Origin of the sequence: Paenibacillus sp. MCAF9 (assembly GCF_052114265.1) — a bacterium.
In the GTDB taxonomy this organism is placed as follows: domain Bacteria; phylum Bacillota; class Bacilli; order Paenibacillales; family Paenibacillaceae; genus Pristimantibacillus.
In genome coordinates, this window is sequence record NZ_JBFREL010000019.1 from 92229 (window position 1) to 111560 (window position 19332).

19 protein-coding genes and 1 pseudogene are annotated in these 19332 nt (G+C 40.1%); 7 read left to right on the forward strand and 13 right to left on the reverse strand.

The window, feature by feature from the left end; translation table 11 throughout:
- Window positions 1-497: 497 nt before the first annotated feature.
- The 7 genes and pseudogenes from AB4Z45_RS23210 to AB4Z45_RS23240 all read right to left on the reverse strand — a co-directional run.
- Window positions 498-1331, reverse strand: a pseudogene (locus tag AB4Z45_RS23210) (AraC family transcriptional regulator); the annotation flags it as partial.
- Between the two features lie 190 nt (window positions 1332-1521).
- Window positions 1522-2010 (reverse strand): GNAT family N-acetyltransferase, encoded by a 489-nt coding sequence (locus tag AB4Z45_RS23215; RefSeq protein WP_441911895.1) that lies wholly within the window; start codon window positions 2008-2010, stop codon window positions 1522-1524.
- A gap of 314 nt (window positions 2011-2324) precedes the next feature.
- Window positions 2325-2768: a cell wall hydrolase gene (locus AB4Z45_RS23220; protein WP_441911897.1), complete on the reverse strand. Its 444-nt coding sequence runs from the start codon at window positions 2766-2768 to the stop codon at window positions 2325-2327.
- A 240-nt stretch (window positions 2769-3008) separates the two neighbouring features.
- Window positions 3009-3605: a hypothetical protein gene (locus AB4Z45_RS23225; RefSeq protein ID WP_441911899.1), complete on the reverse strand. Its 597-nt coding sequence runs from the start codon at window positions 3603-3605 to the stop codon at window positions 3009-3011.
- A gap of 145 nt (window positions 3606-3750) precedes the next feature.
- Window positions 3751-4605 carry a copper amine oxidase N-terminal domain-containing protein gene (locus AB4Z45_RS23230; RefSeq protein WP_441911901.1) on the reverse strand — a complete coding sequence of 285 codons (855 nt, stop codon included), beginning with the start codon at window positions 4603-4605 and terminating at the stop codon, window positions 3751-3753.
- Window positions 4606-5121: 516 nt separating this feature from the next.
- Window positions 5122-5877, reverse strand: a complete 756-nt coding sequence (locus AB4Z45_RS23235; protein WP_441911903.1) for a class I SAM-dependent methyltransferase — start codon at window positions 5875-5877, stop codon at window positions 5122-5124.
- Between the two features lie 549 nt (window positions 5878-6426).
- Entirely contained in the window at window positions 6427-7605 is a 1179-nt protein-coding gene (locus tag AB4Z45_RS23240; protein WP_441911904.1) for an MFS transporter, read from the reverse strand.
- A 218-nt stretch (window positions 7606-7823) separates the two neighbouring features.
- On the opposite strand from AB4Z45_RS23240, the gene AB4Z45_RS23245 reads away from it, so the two are divergent.
- Window positions 7824-8207 carry a MerR family transcriptional regulator gene (locus AB4Z45_RS23245; RefSeq protein ID WP_441911906.1) on the forward strand — a complete coding sequence of 128 codons (384 nt, stop codon included), beginning with the start codon at window positions 7824-7826 and terminating at the stop codon, window positions 8205-8207.
- Window positions 8208-8334: 127 nt separating this feature from the next.
- Window positions 8335-9396, forward strand: a complete 1062-nt coding sequence (locus tag AB4Z45_RS23250; RefSeq protein WP_441911907.1) for an NAD(P)-dependent alcohol dehydrogenase — start codon at window positions 8335-8337, stop codon at window positions 9394-9396.
- A 204-nt stretch (window positions 9397-9600) separates the two neighbouring features.
- On the opposite strand, the gene AB4Z45_RS23255 is transcribed toward AB4Z45_RS23250, so the two are convergent.
- Window positions 9601-10029 (reverse strand): NUDIX hydrolase, encoded by a 429-nt coding sequence (locus AB4Z45_RS23255; RefSeq protein ID WP_441911923.1) that lies wholly within the window; start codon window positions 10027-10029, stop codon window positions 9601-9603.
- 392 nt (window positions 10030-10421) lie between these two features.
- On the opposite strand from AB4Z45_RS23255, the gene AB4Z45_RS23260 reads away from it, so the two are divergent.
- Entirely contained in the window at window positions 10422-11951 is a 1530-nt protein-coding gene (locus tag AB4Z45_RS23260; RefSeq protein ID WP_441911909.1) for an Imm51 family immunity protein, read from the forward strand.
- 85 nt (window positions 11952-12036) lie between these two features.
- Here the strand turns inward: AB4Z45_RS23260 and AB4Z45_RS23265 are convergent, their stop codons facing one another.
- On the reverse strand, window positions 12037-12741 hold the full coding sequence (locus AB4Z45_RS23265; protein ID WP_441911911.1) for a hypothetical protein: 705 nt from the start codon (window positions 12739-12741) through the stop codon (window positions 12037-12039).
- Window positions 12742-12799: 58 nt separating this feature from the next.
- Window positions 12800-13177: a MerR family transcriptional regulator gene (locus AB4Z45_RS23270; RefSeq protein ID WP_441911912.1), complete on the reverse strand. Its 378-nt coding sequence runs from the start codon at window positions 13175-13177 to the stop codon at window positions 12800-12802.
- A 181-nt stretch (window positions 13178-13358) separates the two neighbouring features.
- On the opposite strand from AB4Z45_RS23270, the gene AB4Z45_RS23275 reads away from it, so the two are divergent.
- The 3 genes from AB4Z45_RS23275 (at window position 13359) to AB4Z45_RS23285 (ending at window position 16371) form a co-directional block, all read left to right on the forward strand.
- Window positions 13359-14207: an SDR family oxidoreductase gene (locus AB4Z45_RS23275; protein WP_441911914.1), complete on the forward strand. Its 849-nt coding sequence runs from the start codon at window positions 13359-13361 to the stop codon at window positions 14205-14207.
- 112 nt (window positions 14208-14319) lie between these two features.
- Window positions 14320-15264 (forward strand): alpha/beta hydrolase, encoded by a 945-nt coding sequence (locus tag AB4Z45_RS23280; protein ID WP_441911916.1) that lies wholly within the window; start codon window positions 14320-14322, stop codon window positions 15262-15264.
- A 150-nt stretch (window positions 15265-15414) separates the two neighbouring features.
- Complete coding sequence (locus AB4Z45_RS23285; RefSeq protein ID WP_441911917.1) at window positions 15415-16371, forward strand: MBL fold metallo-hydrolase; 957 nt, start codon at window positions 15415-15417, stop codon at window positions 16369-16371.
- Window positions 16372-16534: 163 nt separating this feature from the next.
- Here AB4Z45_RS23285 and AB4Z45_RS23290 read toward each other — a convergent pair whose 3' ends face one another.
- Together AB4Z45_RS23290 and AB4Z45_RS23295 are read right to left on the reverse strand one after the other, a co-directional pair.
- Window positions 16535-17092, reverse strand: coding sequence for a DUF4362 domain-containing protein (locus AB4Z45_RS23290; protein WP_441911918.1), 558 nt, complete (start codon window positions 17090-17092; stop codon window positions 16535-16537).
- Between the two features lie 136 nt (window positions 17093-17228).
- Window positions 17229-17903, reverse strand: a complete 675-nt coding sequence (locus tag AB4Z45_RS23295) for a hypothetical protein (protein ID WP_441911919.1) — start codon at window positions 17901-17903, stop codon at window positions 17229-17231.
- An 80-nt stretch (window positions 17904-17983) separates the two neighbouring features.
- Here AB4Z45_RS23295 and AB4Z45_RS23300 point away from each other — a divergent pair, with 80 nt between their 5' ends.
- Window positions 17984-18301 carry a DUF6713 family protein gene (locus AB4Z45_RS23300; protein ID WP_441911925.1) on the forward strand — a complete coding sequence of 106 codons (318 nt, stop codon included), beginning with the start codon at window positions 17984-17986 and terminating at the stop codon, window positions 18299-18301.
- Window positions 18302-18552: 251 nt separating this feature from the next.
- Here the strand turns inward: AB4Z45_RS23300 and AB4Z45_RS23305 are convergent, their stop codons facing one another.
- On the reverse strand, window positions 18553-18996 hold the full coding sequence (locus tag AB4Z45_RS23305) for a hypothetical protein (RefSeq protein ID WP_441911921.1): 444 nt from the start codon (window positions 18994-18996) through the stop codon (window positions 18553-18555).
- Window positions 18997-19332 lie beyond the last annotated feature (336 nt).

Genomic DNA, 19332 nt, shown 5'->3' on the forward strand with positions numbered 1-19332 from the left:
TCTTAGATTTCCACACTCGATACAGTCCGACAACTAGAAAGATAAAAGCAACAACTTCTATGATTCTAGGGATGATATTCAGTATTGTGATCATCTCTCCAAATGTCATTCCAAGCGGTAATGTAGTACGGTTCGCATCATAAGAATTAATGAGTCGACTTATTGTAAAAGGTGCAATAAAATCATAGATCTTCAATAATAAAATAATAAGAAAGAAGTAAAAGCCTGCAATGAAGTGATTTTTCTTGCATTGTATAAGACCAAAAACTAATAAAAATAAGAAAAAAATCGAAAATAGACCTGCAAATATTCCTAATAAAACCACTAAATCACCCCTTTTTTCACAAAAATGATATTAATATCTTACGTTTTCCCCTAGGAATAATCCCACTATCTTGCCCGTTAGAATAATGAAACGAGCAGGCTACCGTAGTACCTGCTCATCACTGTATCATTTAATTATAGTTCTCCGTTACTTCATTAAACGCTGCCGCTGCTTATTTCTTTATAATAGGTATCCATATTTCGCTTTTAAATTGCGGTGATGCTACATCTTTGTGCTCATGCCAGAGCATTTCCGGCCCATCACTTAACTCATATTCCGCAGATGGAAACCATTCGGAATAAATACGTCCCCAGGTCTCTTGAAGTGCACTCGGAAAAGGGCCAACAACTGTGAATACAGCCCATGTAGAGGCTTGCTCCTCCAACTGGGCGAAGCCATCTCCATCTTTCGTTGTGGCCGCCCCAATGTAATGATCGAGCTCTCCTTTCTCCTCAAACCGCTCTTCACTAAAATTCGTGGATGCACTGATTAGTCCTGACGGTTGAACATTCGAATAACTCTTAATCTTATCAATCATTTCTGGGGTGAGTCCTTCAAACATCGCTGCAATCTCCGGATTCACCCCTTGAAATACGATTGGCACTCTTTTTTTGATTCCTACGATGCGAAAAGCCTCTTTGTCTTCAATACGGTAATTCATTTCACTTCCTCCTTTGATAGTCAGTTGAAACGTCATCCGCGGGAAGGCTTTGAGGGACTGTCCATGGATTCGGGCTTCCGAGGGATTAATTCCATGCATGCTTTGGAAAGCCCTAGCAAAGGAATCCGGCGAAGTATATCCGTATTTCATCGCAGCATCGATGATCTTGATGTCACTGTGGCTTAGCTCGAGTGCTGCCAAAGTTAAGCGTCTTCGGCGGATGTATTCCGACAGAGTAATGCCTGCAAGAAATGAGAACATCCGTGTAAAATGATATTCTGAACAGCAGGCAATTTTCGCAGCCTCCTGGTAGTCCACATGATCAGTAAGATTCTCCTCAAAATGAAAAACAACCGAAGAGTAACAGAAAAAACAATGAGCAGCTGCTGCGGCAGACTACTCATTGTTTTCACTCTAACGTGTTCCAATAGCTGAATCACTTTTTTTATTTTAAATTAATTAAATCTGGAAGTTCATTGAACTATCGTCCCAAAAATCTCCAGCCAGGTGCTAACATCACCTTCGGGATAATGCACTAATCCATAATCGATAAATCTTTTATAAACCAAGCGTCTGTAGCATTATGCTCTGAACCATTTAATGGTTTTTCAAGTTGTTGGAAACCTAATTTAATGTAGAGGAGGTTTGCTGCTTGAAGTTTCTTCAATGTTTCTAAGTAACAATGTGTATAGTGTTGCTTGGCGAAGTCGAGTGCTACTTTCATAAGATCATTCGACAGACCCATACCTTGAGCTTCCGGTGTAATGTATAGCTTTTGCAATTCACAAATTCCCGGATTCCGCCCAAAAGGTGCAATCCCCACACCGCCTACCACTTCGTTTTGTTCATTCACTACAACCCAGTACTTTGAATTTGGTTGTTCCTTGTAATATTGTGCCAGACTGCTGAGTTGAGGGTCAAAATATGCTGTTCCCGGAATGTTTAGGTTAAACGATTCCAACGAGCGTCTAATAATTCGCTCTATTGTTTGATTGTCCTTTTCTTCAATCTCACGAATTTGCATTGTTACATTCTCCAGTATCTAAGTAATTATAATTTATTAATTCTAATATTATTCGCCAAATGATTCAAATTCAAGTATCCTGGCCGTTAGCTCAACGAGGCTGCCGTTTAACATACCGGAAGCCTTGTCTTTGTTAATGTTAAGCTATAGTTATTCGTCAGTTCAATTTCTAACACGACAATGACTTTATTCTACGAAACACAAAAAAAGCCGCGATTTACGCGGCACTTAATGAGATAAAGTTGTTGTCAACCGACACATGGCTGTGACAAGTCAGGTTATGAGATACTAATGAGCTCTTTGCATTTTTAAAACTAAAACGTATTATAGATATTTTCACATTCTTCCCCGGTCGGTTCATAAAAGCAGTGCTTCTTCCAACGTCCTGCGAGCGGCTGATTATACCAAGTTGGCGGACATGGACCGGGATTTTCGAATGATCCTGGACGGAAATACCATAGGGAGAATTTGGCTGGCCAATTCCGCTCCCCATTCACTGCCCGTTGCGCCAGACGGCGTTCCCTGTCTCTTGCATTTTGATAGTACAAACTATGTTGCAACGCTTCGAACGCATGCTCCTGGTTGATCATTTGGGGAATTGTCCGGATATTTTTAAAATCGGAGCAATTCCCTCTTATTCGGTTAATGCCAACATTTCCAACAAGCAGCATTCCCATTTCGCCTTCGGTCTCCGCTTCAGCTCGAAGCAACCTTGCCAACATGTTAATATCCTGTTGCCTTGCTTTTACGACTGCCATTGACTCACCTCTTTAGATTTCTAGACTCATCATATTGTAGGTGAAGCGAATGTGTTACTCTGGCATAAGAAAGAGCGATAATAAATTGCCCACCACACTCTTCTGCCCGTTAGTTTAATGAAATATTGGTTGCATGTTCTCCATTAGCATATTTAATGAATGTACTTTGATCCAAGATCTACAGTCCACTGATTATAAAAAGGATTACTTCATTTCCAAAAGGTCCAGATTGGCTGACATTCACTTTTTTAACCGCAATCCGTCCAGTAAACTGATAAATTGTTTTTTGGTAGATGCCTCTTTATCATGCTTCGTGAATTCCAATACATATATTATTTTGTCTTGAATAGGTATGACTGCGAAATAGACGTCATGCGTACCGGTCAGGCCTGAGGCTGCCGTACCGTTGTCCGCGTCAAGCGTATACAGCTTGCCGCTTCCGATGGAAGTATCAATTTCTTCTTCATCTGTAATTTCACTATGGTTCGGCTTATACATTTTAAAGCTGAAATCGTCAGTAAACGGGTACATGACAACACTTCCGAGATTGATTCCATTCTCGTCGGTGAGGGATGCGCCAAAGTGGTCTTCCATATTCAGGCTCCATCCCTTCGGCAGGGTCAATTCCAAATTGGAGATGCCGTTTTCGATCATTGAATTTGGTTGGCTTGATTTCGAATGTTCCCCAGAATCAATGGTGTTTTCGATATTCTGGGTAGGCGAAACAGATACGTTGGTTGGGTCATTCTTTGAGGTGATATCTTCCTGGTTATCAGAGCAACCGGCAAGAACGAAAACCAGCAGTTGAACAGCGAGTAGCAGTTGCGTTTTTGTCATTCTTAGACTCCTTTTAGTTATTGAACTCAAACTAGAAGTAGAGATGGTTGATAGACACATACTAGGCTAACACTCACCTGCTCAACATTGAGTATTATTCAACTATCGTTCTCCGTCAGTAAAACAATAAAAGAATTTTATATGTCTATGCGACCGTGTTACTGATAATCGTTAGAAAACCGTTCATTGACGCGGTATCCATTAATTGATTAATAGATTGACTTGCGGTATAGCTAAACAAATACCATTGTTTTTCCGTATCGTCATACAACAAAACTTTTGGGGAGTTTGTCAAAGGTCCAGCTGGATAAGATTCCATTAATGAGTAAATATCAAAACGTTTGATGCTTTTCCCTTTTTGATCTAAAAAATCATATTGCGCATTTTTATAATATGCTCCAGCTTGGACGAGTTGAATCTGCCACGAGTAATCAACTGGAGCTTCGACCTTGCTGCCTTTGTTTTCTACAAAAATAGTATAAATTGCTTCGTAATAAGCATTCACTTTGATTTGTTGCTCTACGCCACCCATAGTCATATGGTATTCATGCTGCAATGCTTTCACTTTTATACCATCTATGACTAATGGCTCGGTATCAACGGTTACGATGGAGTTTTTGTAATTGACTGTGCAGCCAAATGCTTCTGAAATAAAGCGAAGTGGAACGATTGTGTGATTATTTTTTAAAAATGGTTTTACATCAAGCAGTACCGTTTTACCGTTTATGACTGCTGTACTGCTGTTTAGTTTTAATGTTACTTTTATTTTGCTTTTAGTAAGTGTAATTTCAGAATTTGACCAATTGACCTTAGCTCCCAAATTTTCACTAATAACACGTAACGGCACCATTATACGATTGTTCTTAATTTCGGGTTTCACAACGGATGCAATAACAAAACCGTCAACTTTTATTTTGAAGTCTGTATCTGCTGCATATGTAGTCGACGATGTAATAATTAGAATCAATGCCATGACAAATGCTGATAATACCTTTTTCATCTTAAAAGCTCCTTTTATCAAAAATAAAAGTGGTAGCTATTAATCCCAAAATTTTTCATTCGAGCACTCCTTTCCAAAAAGACCGTTAAAACAGGAATTAACTCCCTGTACTGGAGATCATTGTTCACGTAAATATAGACGCACATCGATAATAAAATGTTCCTTTTTTTAAGTTCAATATTAAGTTGTACTGCCCTTTATTTGAGTAACAGCGGCTATTATTTTGAAAAAAGTGCCGTTAATTAATGGGTCAAATACAAGCTTTAATGAGCACCTGATCGTGGGGATAGCCGAATTCAGAAACCAGCATCTGTAACTGTAAGGCGTATGCTTTTAGTGTGTTTGGACTAAATCCCTTAATCTGCTTATCGACTACATACAGTCTCCACAATTCATCTAAATTCATAATAAAACTTCCCATTAAACCTCATAATTCTAGAGTTGCTTTTAATGAGAAGTTTTAATATATTTAGCGTTCCCCATTAGCACAATGATTCTCTATAATCGAAGTTTGATCTATACTTCTCCCCAAAATATTTCAGTTTCATAATCGAATAGAACAAAACCATCCTGATTATTCCTAGCAAATAGATTTCGCAGTTCCGTCATCATCGGTTTGTAATTGGGATGCCCAGGTACAGGACTGTAGGAAGATGATAGCAACCGGCCTCTCAAGCCCTCGAAATCAAACTCCTGGCTCATTCTGAATCGCACCTCATGCATCGTACCTTCCTTGAAAAAAGAGTGAAGCATCGACTGGGAAATGTTTTTATGATTAACTTTTACGTAGTCGGTTCCGTATGTATGGAGCAGTTGATCGTACTCTTCACGAAATGTAGTACCGCTTGTAATACGGGAATTCCAGATTAGTATTACTCTCCCGCCCGGCTGTAGAATTCTACAAAACTCGGTTTGCGCTGCTAAGCGATCAAACCAGTGAAACGCTTGTGAGCAGACAATAAACTCAACCGTCTGATCAGGTAATCCAGTAGATTCTGCAGAACCTGGTATACTCTGAAAGTTCGGATTGCTTTCTAACATTTGCTCGGCGGCTACCCGCATTGCCTGATTCGGCTCGACCGCAATCACATAGCTTCCGCGTTCCAGAAGTAGTTTTGAAAAGATGCCTGTACCGGAACCGATGTCAGCTATTTTACTGTTCGAACGTAAACCGACGTAGTCGTACAAATAATCAACAGCCTCTTTCGGATAGCTCGGGCGATACTTCAAATATGAATCAACCCGGTTCGAAAAGCTTTCTTTACTGTTCATCTCACGTCACTCTCCTAGTATTTCTTACTTTCATTTAGTGAGTCGATCCTAGGACATTATATTTCATTTACTTTTATCCAAAAAGTGTAACTTGCGGTTTTCTAATTTCATGTTTTTGATTTGATCATTTCCATGCTAACATCCCTATATGGAGAATCGCTTTTCTCTTATATGCTCACGTTTTCTTAGATTTTGACCAAGTATTCTTCTTCTCAAATAGCATCTAGATGGAACGAAGTTGTGAATGAAGAAAATTATAGGGCTGGTAAAAGCACGAAAAGTCTCTACTTAGACCACCTTCCTATAAAAAGTGGATAGTTCGGTAAAGTTGATTGAACCTTTGGATCTCCACATATGCTCATGGCGGTCAACCCACCCACATCTCACAGCACAACGCGAAGAGAGATTGCATTTTTTTAAGTGGAATCGGCCGTTTGGTATACTATTGATTATTTCTCCTAGTAAGCCATAGATGTAAAAAAAGAAATCAGCTTTCGAATGGCATTTTTAAAAAAAAATCGTCTGTTTATAGATTTTTGAAAATCAGGATTAAATTTCTTCTATAGAAACTTGTTTTCTAGGACTAAATATGTTGTTTCTTAGCAAAATACACACCGCACCCAATATCAATGATAGTAATCCCCCTACTACAATGTATTGTGTACCGATTATTGATATAAATAATCCACCTACAGCTGTACCAATTGTTGTTCCTATATTAGCAGATGATAAAAATAATCCATTAGCGAAATCAGGAGCTTTGGGAGCTGCGGACGTGATCCAATATTGAGCTATATTACCTCCAATACCAGCTAATATTCCCCAAACCAAAGTAATGATAGCCATAGGTACAGTGAACTGTCCAAATGAGAATAACAAGATGTAAACTGCTCCTAATGTGAAAGGAAAAATTGCTACTGTTTTGATGGCATTTTTAGTAAGTAACTTCCCAGCCACAATGTTTCCAATAACATTTGCCCCACCGTATACTACTAACATTAAACTAATCGTTTTTCCTGAAATATTAGTAATGGTTTCAAGATACTCAGYAAGGTAACTGTAAACCCCAAATATTGCTGAATTTATAAAAACAACTGCGGCAATGGAAATCCAAGTAATGGAATTTTTTAATACGCTTAACTGTGATCCGTAAGTGAGTCTTTCCTTAACAGGCATAGATGGTACAAATAGCAATGTAGCAAGGAATGTTAAAGCATTAATGATAGCAAAGAATAACATGGCCATTTCAAACGAAGTTTCACTAGCTATAAAACTAGTAATTGGCACACCAAGTACCATACCTGCAGATACTCCCAACATTATTTTGGAAACAGCTTTTGGAGCTTTTTCATTGCTTACTGAGTTAGCAGCTACTGTCAATGCCATTGAACAATAAATGGGATGAAAAATAGCTGGGATCACACGAGCAATTAATGCAATTGTAAAGTTAGATGCAATTATCGAGACTAAGTTACCCAAAACAAACACACCAAGTACAAGTAACATTGCCTTTTTGCGATTTATTCCTGAAAACAATAGCGGCATGCTTGGAGCAGAAATTGCAACCACAAGTGCAAAGAGACTCACAAACAATCCAGCTTTTGATACACTGACATCATAATAATCAGCAATCAAAGGCAATATACCAATAACACCCATTTCAGTATTCAAAATACCGAAAACTCCTACCGCCAATATAAATATAAGCAAATTACTTCGTTTATCCATAAAAAGCATCTCCAGCCTTCCTTTTATCTTTACTATTTTCTAAACAAAGCAACAATAACTCTTAAAGCCGACTTTAAGTCAAGCGATATTCTAAAATCACTAGAACAAGATGAGAAAGCGCTGTTGCATTAAAGTGCACTTTAAGGTCTATAATAAAACCTAACTGATGATCACATTAATAAGAGCAAAATAATTATAAGGATTTATGGAGGATTCAAATGGAAATTCATATCAAAGAAGCAGCAGATAAGATAGGTTTGCCTGCACATACACTCCGATATTATGAACAAGAAGGTCTTTTACCTTTTATAAAAAGGGATGAAAATGGAAACCGTATTTTTAACGAAGCAGATTTATTATGGTTAGAGCTTATTGTATGTTTACGGAAAACTGACATCCCTCTTTCAGAGTTACGTGCAATAGTGGAGTTAACAAAAGTAGGAGATAGCACAGCCTCGCAACGCAAACAGATATTTGAAAAGCATAAAGAGAAAATGATGGAGAAACAACGAGACTTGGATAACGCTTTTATAAAAATTGATTTGAAAATAGAATACTACGATGTATTAGAAAAGAAGTACTACAAAGAGAATCTTAAATAAGAACTTTTTTAATAATTTTCAAAAAGTCCTTGCCTTAAAGTCCACATTAAGGATTAAGCTAATCTTGCTATTAAAATAAGTTCAATCAACTTATTATTTTATCAAAGAAAGGATTGTATTATCTATTATGTGTAATAATCATAAAAACATTTCTACGACACGTGTTCTAAGTGTCCCAAGTGCAAAAGCACCATTTGAAAAGATCATTATTGAGCGAAGAGATTTACGGTCAAACGATATCTTAATAGATATTAAGTTTAGCGGCATTTGCCACTCTGATATTCACAGTGCATTCGGTGAATGGGGCGGCGGAATATTCCCCATGGTTCCTGGTCATGAAATTGCCGGAGTCGTAGAAGCAGTAGGGACAGAAGTCACCAAGTTTGTTGTTGGCGACCGCGTTGGCGTTGGCTGCTTTGTTGATTCCTGCGGAGAATGCGAATATTGTCTCAGTGGAGAAGAGCAATATTGTACGAAGGGTGTAGTCAACACATATAACGGTCTAGACTATGATGGTAATCCGACATACGGAGGATATAGCCAAAAAATCGTTGTAAAGGAAGGGTTTGTTGTCCGTATCCCTGACGGTCTGGATATGGATGTGGCAAGTCCACTATTATGTGCCGGCATTACGACATTCTCTCCTTTAAAACACTGGAATACTGGCCCAGGTAAGAAGGTTGCCATTGTCGGAATGGGAGGTCTTGGCCACGTAGCTGTCCAATTTGCTCATGCCATGGGTGCTGAAATAACAGTATTGAGTCGCTCTATTGATAAGAAAGAAGAAGCATTAAAATTTGGCGCAGATCATTACTTTGCTACAAGTGAACCTGCTACATTTAAAGAATTAGCGGGTCGTTTTGATCTGATCTTAAACACCGTGTCTGCAAATCTGGATGTTGATGCGTATTTATCACTACTGCGCGTTGATGGGACACTTGTAAATGTTGGTGCGCCAGCCGAACCAGATAAGTATCATGTATTTTCCTTAATTATGGGTCGTCGCAGCATTTCAGGTTCACTCGTTGGTGGAATTCGTGAAACACAGGAAATGCTTGATTTCGCAGCTGAACACGGTATTTCCCCTATGATTGAAGTGATAAGTGCAGACCAAGTCGAAGAATCGTATGAGCGTGTTCTCAAAAGTGATGTGCGGTATCGGTTCGTTATTGACATTTCTACTTTATAACTCGCAATGATCTTTTATATCCACTTAAACCGGACCTGATGAAAAGAAAAAAAGCCATCGTTTAGTTTGATCAAAACGATGGCTTTTTGCTATTCGATTACCAACTTTAAGTCCTTTGTAACACCGTGTCATACTAAGATCGTTCTTTCAACGACCAATAAAGCATACTTACCCTTAGTTCCGACGGAAAAAACTTATGTCACTCTAGCAATCATTAAGCGGAATGGAAAATTCAACATAAAAAGGATGAAGTTCTTCATTCAAGCAAAGCTCAATTCTTTGCTTGAAATTCCCCCAACTTACCATCTCTAATGCTGTTTCGATTGGAAAAAAACCTACTTCTAAAGACTCAGCGGTAGTTGTTAATTCTCCTCCGACCGGTCTACCTAAAAATAAAGTGTTACAAATACTACTACTTACATTTTGAAAAATACCACAAAACTTTGTCACTTCTATATCTATACCGCTCTCTTCCTTTGTTTCCCTTATCGCTGCATCTTTCAATGATTCACCTTCTTCAACCTGCCCTCCTGGCATTTCCCATCCTCGTTTAGGTCCTTTTATCAATAATATTTCGTTACGCTCATTAACTACAATTGTTGCCGCAGAAACTATATGTTTTGGAGCCACTATATCGTCCTCCCCTTTTTTAAAATAACAAAACTAGATTACCACTAATTTCCTATAGCTGTATACTGCCCTTTTGGGGCAGACCGACGCAGACTCCGTATTGACTTGACGCTAAACATTTCCATTCATAGCTTTCTCTCTGGTAAAATAGAGAAAATCATATTTTACTTAGGAGGCAGACGGCAACGATGGAACAAGAGCTAAGCGCACAGATATTGCAGTGGCACGAAGACGACGAACACCAGCAGATCGTAGATACTCTGATGAAGATTCCTCCAGCGGACAGAGATTACGATATGATCAGCAGCATGGGTCGGGCTTATAACAATCTGAGTTTGTATAAAAAAGCACTGGAACAGTTTGCTATCATTGCTGACCAGGGAAAAAATGATCCGTTGTGGCATTTTCGCGTAGGCTATTCCTACTATTATATGAAGCGGTATGAGGAAGCGGCAGGCGTGCTAAGCACCGCGCTAGAGCTGGATCCTAACGATCAGCATTCAGCCAGATTGTTAGACTGGAGCCATAGCAAATGGCAAAAACAACAAAAAGCTGAATCCCAGCGCACACTCAGCAAACAAAAGAAAGACCAGGGAGCGATCCCTTTTGAAGGTATGGATCTCGATAGCTTCTGGGAAGACAGTAAATATGCTAGAGAACAATATGTCTCTGATCCGCCTACAGATGAGTTGATTTCTTCTGTAGAAGAAGAACTTGGCTATAAGCTACCGGCAGCCTACATCGCACTGATGAAGCATCAGAACGGTGGCATTCCCCATAATACATCCTTTCCGACAGATGAAGCTACCTCTTGGGCTGAGGATCATATTGCTATAACAGGAATTATGGGGATCGGACGCGACAAAAGCTACTCTATCTGCGGTGATCTCGGCAGTCCGTTCATGATTGAAGAATGGGGTTATCCGGATATCGGCGTGGTAATCTGTGATTGCCCTTCGGCAGGGCACGATGTTGTGATGCTTGACTACCGTCGCTGTGGGAAGGACGGCGAACCTGAAGTCATTCATGTCGATCAGGAAGATGATTACGAGATCACATTCCTGGCACCCAACTTCGAGTCGTTCATCCGTGGTCTGGTGAATGATGAGGATTATGACACTACTGAAGAAGATAAAGAGAACGATTTGCGCAAAGTGGCTGAAGGAAAATTCTCTCCACTGCTCGCGGAACTCTGCGGTCTGGCCTCTGAGGTTGACGAGCTGGAGTCCAAAATACGCAGTGTCTGTACCCGGATCGTCCAGGAGAAGAACCATTTCTCATTTCATGCGGATGAGCGGTCTCATCTCATGTACGATGTCCAGTTCTGGCTATACACCAACGCTTACCCGACTACCAGCCGTCAGCAGTATCTGGATACCTATGAGCAAATGATCGCTTTCGGCGGTGAATTCAGCCAAGGAGGGTACGCTCCTGGCTTCATCAGCGATTGGCTGGATGGGCGGATCGCGGAAGGTCTTATCGTTGAGGAGAACAAGGTTCTCCGCTTCACGGACGAGGCACGCAGTGCGGTTATAGCAAAGCTTTCAGCGGAAGCAGAAGCTGCACAGTTATTGTCAGCTGCAGGAGAAACGAAGGATGTGGCCCCCTTTATCATCGTGAAACAAAATAATGGCGGCAAATCTGTCATTCTGACGGTCGGCAGCTATTTGACCGAACTATTCGACACCCGGGCGGACGAGGGGTTCGAAGGCAACGGATACGATTGGGCTTCACTGGCGGCGGTGTTCTTGAATGAGCGGATGCCGGAACTCGCGGAAACGATCAATTTTGACCCGGAAGCAGACATGTTCTGTGCCTACTCGAATAATGGACCCGTATTAGAACAGTTCGCATGGGCGTTCAAATTCGCCTGTGAGGATGAGGTGCTTATTTACGATCTATTCACTCGCGCAGAATTGGACTGAGCTAATCATTCGGACAATTCCAGTTATGAATTATTATTTACTTTTAGCACTGTTAGGTCTACGATCAAGAGGCAGCAGATCGTTGTCATCGGCTGCCTCTTAATTTACTGCTATCCGACGAACTAAGCCTCTCAGATGTGTCTGTGTTAGCTGCTTTACATTCTTCTTCGATTAACTTATAGATCATTATTTTTTCATTATCAAAACCAATAAACTCTTTTGATTTATGATGATAGTTGCATGGATTTATTTTCTCGTCTTCGAACAGTACAAGTCCACTATTTATATCATATATTTTCATTCCTGTTTCCTTTAAACAAGAGAACAAATATGTATCCATAAAAATATTACCTGACGATATTGGAAACTCCTTAGCTACATTTCCTGTTTCCAGATTAATCGCTCTGAAAATCCACCCATGTGGCTCATCCTCATCAATGAAATCATAATTGTTTCTACCTACTAATCCAATCTCGTTATCACTTACCCAACATAATGGATCGTTCCAATCCTCTTTTCCACTCCAGAGATTTTTTTTGCTCATTCCATCTTCCGATTCCCATCGATTTTCTATCCATTCAAGAATGCTCCAACCTGTCACACACCCCGCAGGGTGCCACACCCATCCATTATCAACAATCCATTTATTATCAGGTGAAACTACGAGTTGGAGATGAAAATAATTTAAATAATGTTCTGATTTAATTGATTTGCTTTCAGTTAGTTCATATTCCGGATCATTTCTATCAGTTAGTAATCGATTGGATTTGTAATATCCAGTCGATTCCACTTTGTACCATGAATTCCACTATGCTTTAAAAAGGATACGATTCAAACTGACCTTCATATTATGGCAGCTTTGCAAACTTATTATCTTGGGCATCGATTAAAGCCAGCTTGTAATTGATCTTTTCCATTGTTTTTAATAAAAGTGTTATTTGATCCTCTACTTTGCTTCTCTGAAGTACCAGCAACTTCTTCCTTTGTTGCAAAGTACTATCCCCCATCTTATACAGCTCAACATATTGTTTTATTTCTGCTAGTGGTAAACCTGTTGAACGCAGGGCTTGTACCGTCTCAATACAGTCGATGTAGTGTTCATTAAACATGCGAACCCCATTCGCGTCTCGGTCAGCAATTGGCAAAACGCCTTCTTTCTCATAGAAACGAAGAGTGTAGGGGGTAATGCCCATTTTTTTCGAAATTTCCTTCATAGTATAACCCATATGATATCATACACCGCCTGTGTAGTTAGAGTTACTCTAACCTATTTTATATTCAGACATTACAACGCGTCAATTACAATCCTTTACCAATAAGGAGTAGCTATATGGAATTGACTTAGAGCCACTTTAACCGAGTATTCTAAGATTGAATAACAATAAAATATCTGAAGGAGATTGTCCTATGATAAAAACGGTGTTGATTACAGGGTGTTCGACTGGATTAGGAAATACTACAGCCAGGAAATTTGCACATGAGGGGTGGAACGTGGTTGCGACGATGCGCAAACCCGATCATAGTTTGACAGCGGAATATCCCGAACGAATTTTTGTAACTGAGCTCGACGTCACAAATGTTACTAGTATATCGTCCGCGATTGAGGCAGGGATTGAGCGGTTTGGCCAGATAGATGCCGTTGTAAACAACGCTGGCGTTAGTATCCTCTCGGTGCTTGAAACAACACCTATGAATGCTATCCGCGGGGTTTTTGAAACCAATGTCTTCGGTACCATAAACGTCATTCAGGCTATTACACCTTATTTTCGAGGGCAAGACGGCGGAACCATTGTAAATATCACTTCGAATTTGGGCTTTACGTCAAATCCACTTCTGACAATATATACCGCGACAAAACATGCAATCGAAGGATTGTCGGAATCCCTAGCGTACGAGCTTGAATCGCAAAATATCTCTGTCAAACTGGTGGAACCAGGAGCCATGCGAACGACGAGCTTTGCGTCAAACACCATGTCCGCATCCCAAGATGCGTCCTTTCCACAATCGTACAAGCCTTATTTTGATCACATGATGCAATCTATGATGAACTATCCATTTGACAATGCAGATGAGAACCAGGTTGCCGATCAGATTTACACTGCTGTCAGCGATGAGTCTGACCAATTACGTTTTCTTGCAGGTCCAGATGCAGAAGAAACTGCCAGACTCAGATGGACCACGTCGGAAGAAACGTACATGACTACCATACGTGAACTAATGGGGCAAACAGCATGGAGAAATAGGCAAGGAAATTAATGTTTAATAAACCTAAGCTTTAAAATGATGAGCACGATACATGCCTGATTAAAGTAAAGAGTGGACATTGAGAAACGCTTTCGTAAAACTATAACCGAAGGATGGTTGGATTGTGGAGAAAAAAGTAAACCCGGAAATAAAAGAAATTTTTTCACATATGCCGGAAGTCATATATACCCAAGAGAATTTAGTTGCAAAAAGGAACGAAATGTATGAGATGTTTGCTGGTATAGCTGGATCTCTGCCCATTAATGATGCCGTTTTAACATCAGAGAAACATATTCCAGGAGCAAACGGGGATCCAGATGTTCGGATCAAAATTTATGAACCAAGAGTCAAGGATGAAATCCTTCCTGGTGTACTATATATTCATGGTGGCGGCTATATTCTTGGATCTGCTGATATGATGGACCCTACTTTGCAGCAACTAGTATCCGAAATCAATTGCGTCATTGTTTCAGTTGATTATCGACTGGCTCCAGAACATCCTTTTCCAGCCCCACTCGAAGACTGCTATGCTGCACTCAATTGGTTCTCTGAAAATGCTGAGGAACTAGGGGTTGATTCAACTAGAATTGCAGTAGTCGGACCTAGTGCCGGAGGTGGACTAACAGCTGCTGTCTCCCTTTTGGCAAGAGATCGAAAGGGTCCTTCTATATTTTTTCAAATGCCCCTCTACCCCATGATTGATGATCGCAACATGACTAAATCAAGTAATGAAATAACAGATGAAAGAGTATGGAACAAAACAAAAAACCAATTGGCATGGAAAATGTATTTAGGGGAAATAGGTGAAGTATCGCAATATGCTGCTCCAGCGCGTGCAACAGATTTGTCAGGACTTCCACCCACTTACACATGCGTTGGCGACTTAGATCCGTTTCGTGATGAAACTATCGATTATGTATTAAGGCTTACGCAGGCGGGAGTACCAACAGAGTTTCATTTATATCCCGGATGTTTTCACGGCTTTGAAGAGTATTTCCCTGCCGCTGAAATCAGCCAGAGTATTGTGATAGGTTATCATACGGCTTTAAAGCGCGCCCTACACAAATGATCGGTTGGATAGGTTTTAAAAGCAAAGTTTAACTAAAGGATCGACACGTAGGAGGCAATCATAGCATATCAATTCTATCAAAAATATGATCCTGATAGAATTGATATGAATATGGCAGCGAAGATGATTTAGGAACGAAAGAGGATATCCATGAAAAAATATGAAAATCAGATTCCGACAGATATGAGGATGGGTTTAACAAAAATATTCAGTTTATTAAGGGATACTCTATTATTAACTGCGAAACTAAAGCCTACAGCCAATATTGATGTAGAGACTTTTCGGTTAGCAGACGAAATTACTATACCTGATGCTTCACGTATAACTTGGTTTGGCCATTCGGCGTTTCTACTTGAAATAGAGAATAAAAAACTTCTTTTTGATCCCATGCTGGGCTCTCGAATTCCTTGGGTTGGTGCGAAACGATACAGCGATAAACTACCACTTCAGCCAGAGGATTTCCCCGAAATTAATGCTATTATTTTATCCCATGACCACTATGATCATTTGGACTATTCTTCAATTCGTAAACTAAAGGACAAAGTTAATCGATTTATCGTACCATTAGGAGTAGGTCGGCATTTGCTTAAATGGGGAATTGCTTCAGAAAAAATTTCCGAGCACCAATGGTATGAAGAGCTAGTGATTGATGATCTTACGTTAGCTTGTATGCCGGCGAGGCATTTCTCCGGAAGAGGGCTATTTAACCGCAATTCTACACTGTGGTGTTCATGGGTAATCATCGGAGGCGAAACGAAGGTCTACTTTAGCGGAGATAGCGGCTATGGGCCCCACTTTAAGGAAATCGGAGAAACTTACGGACCGTTTGACTTGACAATTTTGGAATGCGGGCAATACGACGAGAGGTTTTTGATTCATATGAAGCCTGAAGAAACGGTGCAAGCTCATCTTGATCTTAGAGGACAGCTCTTGATTCCCATTCATTGGGGAGCGTTCACGCTAGCCTTCCACTACTGGACCGAACCCATAGAACGGGTCACGAAAGCAGCATTAGAACAAAAGGTAAATATCGCAACTCCAAAAATCGGCGAAACTGTTATGCTAGCCTCAAAGGTATTTCCGACAAGCGCTTGGTGGAGAAAATAGATGGTTTTATGGGAATTCGAAAAATTAACAAATCATTTTTATCGAAAATATTTAATGAATTCACAGTATATTGTCAAGCATAACAACCGTTAGATTAATAAAACGAGCAGGCTACCGCAGTGCCTGCTCATCATTAGCTTAATGAAGAAAGAGTATATTGTTCTTATTGGCTGCCCTGCTCAGCTTCCGACTCTACGTTCGTAAACCAGAACGTATTACTGGTTTCAGAATCGCATCCGGTTAGCTTGTAATGGGAGCCCAGCTCCTTGTCCTCCTCGAGCTCAATGCCTCGGCACAACGTGCTCGGACGACCTGTATTGCTGCCGAACCCGTCACGCGAGTTGTCATACGTATACGTAATAACTTCAGCCCCGTCATAGACTAGCTCATAGAAGATCGGGTCACCTTCAATCGTATACTGCGTAATACGCACTTGATCCGGCACGCCAACATCTAGATTCGCAAGAAACAGCTTCCACTTGTCGAGATTGTACATTTCCCCATGAACGTTCACGACATCGCCGTTCTCCGCTGCTTGGTCAGCATCATAAGGGTTGGACACAGCGGGGAACGCCTCCGGCTTCGCTAACGGCGTAACCGTCTCCCCCGGAGCAGGAGCAGTAGTAGGATCAGTCATATTGTCACTAGATCTGCCCGACTTCTCACTGCAGCCCGCTATCAGCACTAATGCTGCCGCTAATGTTAACATCCATTTGATCATGAATTATCACCTCACATTTAAGAACGTTATATCGAGTACGATTGTTTCAGTCGTATATATCCGTTAACCCGAAATGCCTCTGCTGAATGAGGATCGGTGAAAATGATCTGGTGCGTGAACATATATGAAATCCATTTTACGTAGCTCTAACCGAATACCAATTCTTATTCAGTTTTTTCACTTCCATAAAGTCTCCGCCAAAAAGCATTTCATCAGGGGCGCTATCATTAGCGGTATAAATAAATCCAGCCATATTACCTAATATTCCACGATAGGCAAAAAAAAGAATTTGATCGCTCTGTCCGTATCCTTGAACCACGATCTCACCACCGCCTTTGGAAAGTTTCTTATATTCCTCTGGCAAACGAATCAATTTTTCATTATCAGATACATTCGGTTTCAGTGTGCCATCCAATACCATTCGAACTACAGCTTCTCTTTCTTCCTTATTAAAGCGATAATCTAAATCTAAAACTATTGAGGTAGAAGGAACAATTAACACCAAAAAAAAAATTATTAGATTCAACAAAAAAGGTATTCCTCTTCTTGCCATATTGAAGGATTTACTTACGACAAAATACACAAAAACAATCAGTGAACAAATCAAGAAAATAATATAACCCTGTATCTCAATAAATGGCGAAAAAAAAGAAGTGAGGATATCAGCTAAAGTAAAGCGATAGATATTCAGAAGCAATATTATCATTGATCCAATTATTGCAATCGAAAGCATGAAATAGAATATTATTTTCGATTGATTATTCTTAATTCGCTTTATTTCATCCTCTATGAGATTTAATTCATCCTCCATGAGACACCTCCATAACAAAAGTTTTTAAGTGAATTTCCTAGATCGTCTTATTTACGAACTTCACGAAATTTCCATTTCTCCTGCACGAAATGGATGCAATTCTACGATCGGAATGGAAACTATTTTTCGTTCTACAAGATATGGATGATGCAAAAGCCTATAAAGTGTTCACCCTTATCCATCTCCCCCTGTATACCATCATACTCGCTTTACTTTTTAGCCAATATCAGACGATTACGTTTTGGGTGATAAACATCTTTCTCATGATCCATGCGATCCTGCACTTATTTTTCGAAAAGCACTCCCGCAACGAATTTAAAAATACATTCTCTCGTCTAATCATCTATCCGATGGGAATTCTTGCTGCTATTCATTTATTATTATCACTTAGGTCTTAGCGATTGTACAAGGAAGGTATCTCCGGTATCGATCCTCTCATATAGCTTGCATCTGGCTATGTAATGGGAGGAGCAGCCATGGCTTTTTTTGAAAATATAATAAATTGACCCAGTAGCAATTATTCCGTATCACTGCCCCAGTATCCAAGCAGCTTTTTCATTGCTCAAACCTGTCCGTTAGTGTAATGAAGCAGCCGATCATTGTGATCGACTGCTTCCGTTTTTTTATTGAACTATCGTTACCCGTTAGTTCAATTTCGCAACAACTCAAGGATATCCAAATTATCGGTAACAGTAATGATCTTTTCTTTGTACTCACAATTTTCAATAAAATGGGGTAGCTTTTCCGAATTATATTTTTTATTCCACTCAATCAGGTTCCTGACACCTTCGAAAGTCTCCCGCTTTTGGCTTACGGCAACTCCTGAAACACGTTCTTCATATCGTTTCCATATTCTTGCTTCTTGGACAGACAAAGATGGCATAAGAACGATAATCTTATCCGCAGTTGAAAAACTTGGTTCTACCCAAGATCTGTATACACCTTCGACGATCCAAGAATCTTGATTTACGATTTCTATAAGCTTTTGGTCTCGCAGTTCCTCCGAAGCTTTTACGCCATAAACATCTGCATCATTTTCCCAAAAAATATCGTCTAAATCGTAATGTGGGATATTGATTTCTTGACTTAACAATGCTGATATGTACGACTTACCACTTCCAGCACCACCAATGATATGGATTCTTATAATATTCCCCTCCTGTTTTCCGAATCATTACCATGATTTTATGTCAATTCGCATTGTGGCGCTATTCTGCCCGTCAGCTTAAAAAAATGAGCAGGCGCTGCAGGCCTGCTCATCCATGTGTGTGTTATTGAATTATCGTGTCCCGTTAGCATTCCTGTAGAGCGTTAAATTTCCGCTTTGCATAAGAACGAGCGCCTCGGTACGATGGAAGTACGCAACGGGTCATAGCCCTAAAAATTCCATCATCCAGGAGGACGCTCTACTATGAAGTTTAAATCGCAA